The sequence below is a fragment of the Pontiella sp. genome (assembly GCF_041622395.1).
In the GTDB taxonomy this organism is placed as follows: domain Bacteria; phylum Verrucomicrobiota; class Kiritimatiellia; order Kiritimatiellales; family Pontiellaceae; genus Pontiella.
Genome location: NZ_JBFJYW010000324.1, coordinates 1 through 3,999, shown reverse-complemented (window position 1 = coordinate 3,999; position 3,999 = coordinate 1). Strand labels below are relative to the sequence as shown.

Annotated in this window: 3 protein-coding genes; all 3 read left to right on the top strand. The window is 61.1% G+C overall.

Translation table 11 applies throughout. The features are described from left to right. Nucleotides 1–194: 194 nt before the first annotated feature. A complete protein-coding gene (gene ahpF / locus ABYO54_RS14805; RefSeq protein ID WP_372809015.1) occupies nt 195–1,745 on the top strand; it encodes an alkyl hydroperoxide reductase subunit F in 1,551 nt (516 codons plus the stop codon). A gap of 96 nt (nt 1,746–1,841) precedes the next feature. Further along, the gene (locus ABYO54_RS14800; protein ID WP_372809014.1) at nt 1,842–2,453 is read left to right on the top strand and encodes a cyclopropane-fatty-acyl-phospholipid synthase family protein; all 612 of its coding nucleotides are present in this window, start codon (nt 1,842–1,844) and stop codon (nt 2,451–2,453) included. 154 nt (nt 2,454–2,607) lie between these two features. Beyond that, nucleotides 2,608–3,999 (top strand): catalase/peroxidase HPI (gene katG / locus ABYO54_RS14795; RefSeq protein ID WP_372809013.1); only part of this gene is annotated, 1,392 nt, incomplete at its 3' end.

The window sequence follows — 3,999 nt, the reverse complement described above, 5'->3', positions numbered from 1 at the left end:
TTTACTTCGACATTCCTTGTTCGTTATTCGACATTCAATTCCCCCACCCCAAGCCGCCCCCCGCACCTCCCCCTGGCGGGGGGCGGCAATTTCATAAACGCAAAGCCGCACAGGACGACGAGTCTCGCAACGCTTTGCGCATCTTGGAAAACTTCGCGTCTTTGCGTTAAAAAAATCCTGACAGGAGAGATCCCATGCTCGACCAAGCCACGCTCAACCAACTCAAAACCGTCTACGCCGATCTGAACTCCGCTTTCCGTCTGCGGGTCAGCGCCAAGGGACATCCGGCGGAGCAGGAACTCGTCGGAATGATGCGCGACGTGGCATCGACCTCCGACAAGATCGAACTCGTCGAGCTCGACAGCGAGGGATTCGAAACCCGCTTCGAACGCGACGGCAAGGAACTGCCGATCGTCATCCGCGGCGTTCCCGGCGGCCATGAATTCACCACGCTCATTCTCGCCATCCTCAACGCCGACGGCAAAGGCAAGTGGCCGGACGACGGCATCCGGAAACGAATCGCCGCGCTCAAAGGACCGATCAACCTGGTTTCGTACGTCTCCACCGGCTGCGTCAACTGCCCCGACGTGGTGCAGGCGCTCAACCAGATGGCGCTGATCCACGCCGACTTCCACCACGAAATGGTCGAAGGCACCCATTTCCAATCCGAGATTTCCGAGCGTAAAATCCAGGGCGTTCCCGCCGTGATGGCGGGCGACACGCTGCTGCATGCCGGAAAGGCGGATCTCGCCGACCTGCTCGAAAAACTCGAGGCGCACTTCGGCGCGGGCGAAATCGAAGCCGCCGACACCAAGGAATACGACGTCACCGTCATCGGCGGTGGCCCGGCGGGCGCGGCGGCGGCCATCTACACCGCCCGCAAAGGGCTCAAGACCGCCATCGTCGCCGAGCGCATCGGCGGGCAGGTCAACGAAACCAAGGGCATTGAAAACTTGGTTTCGATCCCCTACACCGAAGGGCCGCAACTGGCCGCCAACCTCTTCGAGCATCTCGGCGAATACCCCATCGACATCCTCGAACACCGCCGCGTAGAGCGTATCGAAGACGGCCCCCGCAAGACGCTGCAGATGATGGGCGGCGAAACCGTCACCACGGGCGCGCTGATCCTGGCGACCGGTGCCAAATGGCGGCAGCTCGGCATCCCCGGCGAAAAGGAAAACATCGGCCGCGGCGTGGCCTTCTGCCCGCACTGCGACGGCCCGTTCTACAAAGACAAGCCCGTCGTGGTGGTCGGCGGCGGCAACTCCGGCGTCGAGGCGGCCATCGATCTCGCGGGCATCTGCTCGCACGTCACCCTGCTTGAATTCGCCGGGGAGCTGAAAGCCGATGGCGTTCTGGTCAATAAAGCCGAATCGCTCGACAATGTGACGATCAAGTTGAATATCGCCGCCTCGAAGGTGCTCGACAATGGATCGAAAGTCGTCGGCATCGAAGCAAAAGGCCGGACCGACAACATGACGGAAACGATCGAAGCCGACGGCATTTTCGTGCAGATCGGCCTCACGCCCAACAGCGCGCCGTTCAAAGGCTTGGTCGAACTCAACCCCATGGGCGAGATTGTGGTCGATGGCCACTGCCGAACCGGCAAGCCCGGCATCTATGCCGCCGGAGACCTGACCACGGTTCCCTTCAAACAGATCATCATCGCCATGGGCGAAGGCGCCAAGGCCGGGCTCTCCGCCTTCGAGGATTTCGCCCGCGGCAACATCGAACAGCTGTCGTAATATAGTTTCAACGCGAAGTCGCAAAGGAAACCGAGATTCGCAAAGCTCTGCGTAACATTGAGTTCTTAGCGCCTTTGCGTTGATAGGAGTTTATTTATGTGGGACGAACGATACGCAACCGATGAATTTGTTTACGGCACCGAACCGAATGACTTCCTAAAAGCCAACACGGATAAGCTGAAGCCAGGCAACGTGCTGTGCCTAGCCGACGGCGAAGGGCGCAACGGCGTCTTTCTGGCCAAGCTGGGGTTCGCTGTGACCTCGGTCGACCTGTCCGCAGTCGCGCTGAAAAAAGCGCGGCGGTTTGCGGAAGAAAACGGCGTGAAAATCAAGACGGTCTGCGCCGACCTCGACGACTTCGTCATCGAGCCGAACCACTGGGACAACATCGTCTCGATCTTCTGCAACCTGCCGGATCCCTTGCGGAAAAAAGTCCACGCGGCCGCAGCCGATGGCTTGACCGAAGGCGGTCGATTTCTATTGGAGGCCTACACGGTCCGCCAGCTGGAAATGCCGGGCGATGGCGGGCCGCCCGTCCCCGAGCTGATGTATTCGGCGGCGATGCTGATGCAGGACTTCCAAGCACTCGACATCGTGCTCGCGGAAGAGGTCGACCGCGAGATCCACGAAGGGCTCCTGCACCACGGCCTCTCCGCCGTCGTCCAGCTCATCGCCCAGGCCCCTCGGCAAGCCTCGATTGAAAAATAAATGGACGTCCATGGCGGAGCGGAGTAAAAGGCGTATGTTCCGCTCGGCGCATTGCCTGTTTGACCATTAGGCCGATTCAGTTGCGGTTGTGAAGCTTGAGCGTAACCCCTTCAAGGTGTTGGAAAATCGTTAACTAACCAGCAAGGAGAGAAGCATGAGTGAAGAAAGCAAGTGCCCCGTAACAGGAAAAAGCCATGCCGCCGCTAGCGGCACGACGAACAAAGATTGGTGGCCGAACCAGCTCCGGCTGGAACTGCTGCACCAGCATTCGTCCAAGTCCAATCCCATGGGAGAAGCGTTCAACTACGCCGACGCATTCAACTCGCTCAACCTGAAGGCGGTCAAAAAAGACCTGACCCAACTCATGACCGACTCGCAGGATTGGTGGCCGGCCGACTGGGGCCACTACGGCGGCCTCATGATCCGCATGGCCTGGCACAGCGCCGGCACCTATCGCGTCGGCGACGGACGCGGCGGCGGCGGGCGCGGCCAACAGCGCTTCGCCCCCGTCAACAGCTGGCCGGACAACGTCAGCCTCGACAAAGCGCGCCGCCTGCTTTGGCCGATCAAGCAGAAATACGGCAACAGGATTTCCTGGGCCGACCTGATCATCCTCGCCGGCAACGTGGCGCTCGAATCGATGGGCTTCAAGACCTTCGGGTTCGGCGGCGGCCGCGCGGACGTATGGGAGCCGGATCACGACGTCAACTGGGGCTCCGAAACCGTGTGGCTGGAAAACGACGACCGGGACCTGGATGTTGAAAAGAAGGACAGCCCGCTGGCCGCCGTGCAGATGGGGCTGATCTATGTGAATCCCGAAGGCCCGGGCGGCGTACCGGACCCCGTTGCCTCCGGGAAGGATGTCCGCGCCACCTTCGCCCGCATGGCCATGAACGACGAAGAGACCGTCGCGCTCGTGGCCGGCGGCCACACGTTCGGCAAGTGCCATGGTGCGGGCCCCGCCACGCACGTCGGCCCCGAACCCGAAGCGGCCCCGATCGAACAGATGGGGCTGGGCTGGAAAAGCAGCTACAAAACCGGCAAGGGCGGCGACACCATCACCAGCGGCATCGAAGGCGCCTGGAAGCCGAACCCGACGACTTGGGACATGGGCTACCTGAAGGTCCTGCTCAAATACGACTATGAGCTCGTCAAGAGCCCGGCCGGCGCGCACCAGTGGTACGCCATGGATGTGGACGAAGAGGATATGGTCGTGGATGCGCACGATCCAAAAAAGAAGCATCCGCCCATGATGACCACGGCGGATCTCTCGCTGAAGTTCGACCCGATCTATGCGCCGATCTCGCAGCGCTATCTGGACAACCCGGACGAGTTTTACGACGCATTCGCCCGCGCCTGGTTCAAGCTGACGCACCGCGACATGGGACCGAAGTCGCGTTATCTCGGCCCCGAAGTTCCGGCCGAAGATCTGATCTGGCAGGACCCGGTTCCGCCGGTCGACCACAAGCTGATTTCCGCGGCCGACGTCAAGGCGCTCAAGCAGCAGATCCTCGACTCCGGGCTGTCGATATCCCAGCTGGTCTAT

Coding starts and splice junctions, on each gene's coding strand:
- ahpF (WP_372809015.1), top strand. CDS start 195: ATGCTCGACCAAGCCACGCTCAACCAACTCAAAACCGTCTACGCCGAT.
- ABYO54_RS14800 (WP_372809014.1), top strand. CDS start 1,842: ATGTGGGACGAACGATACGCAACCGATGAATTTGTTTACGGCACCGAA.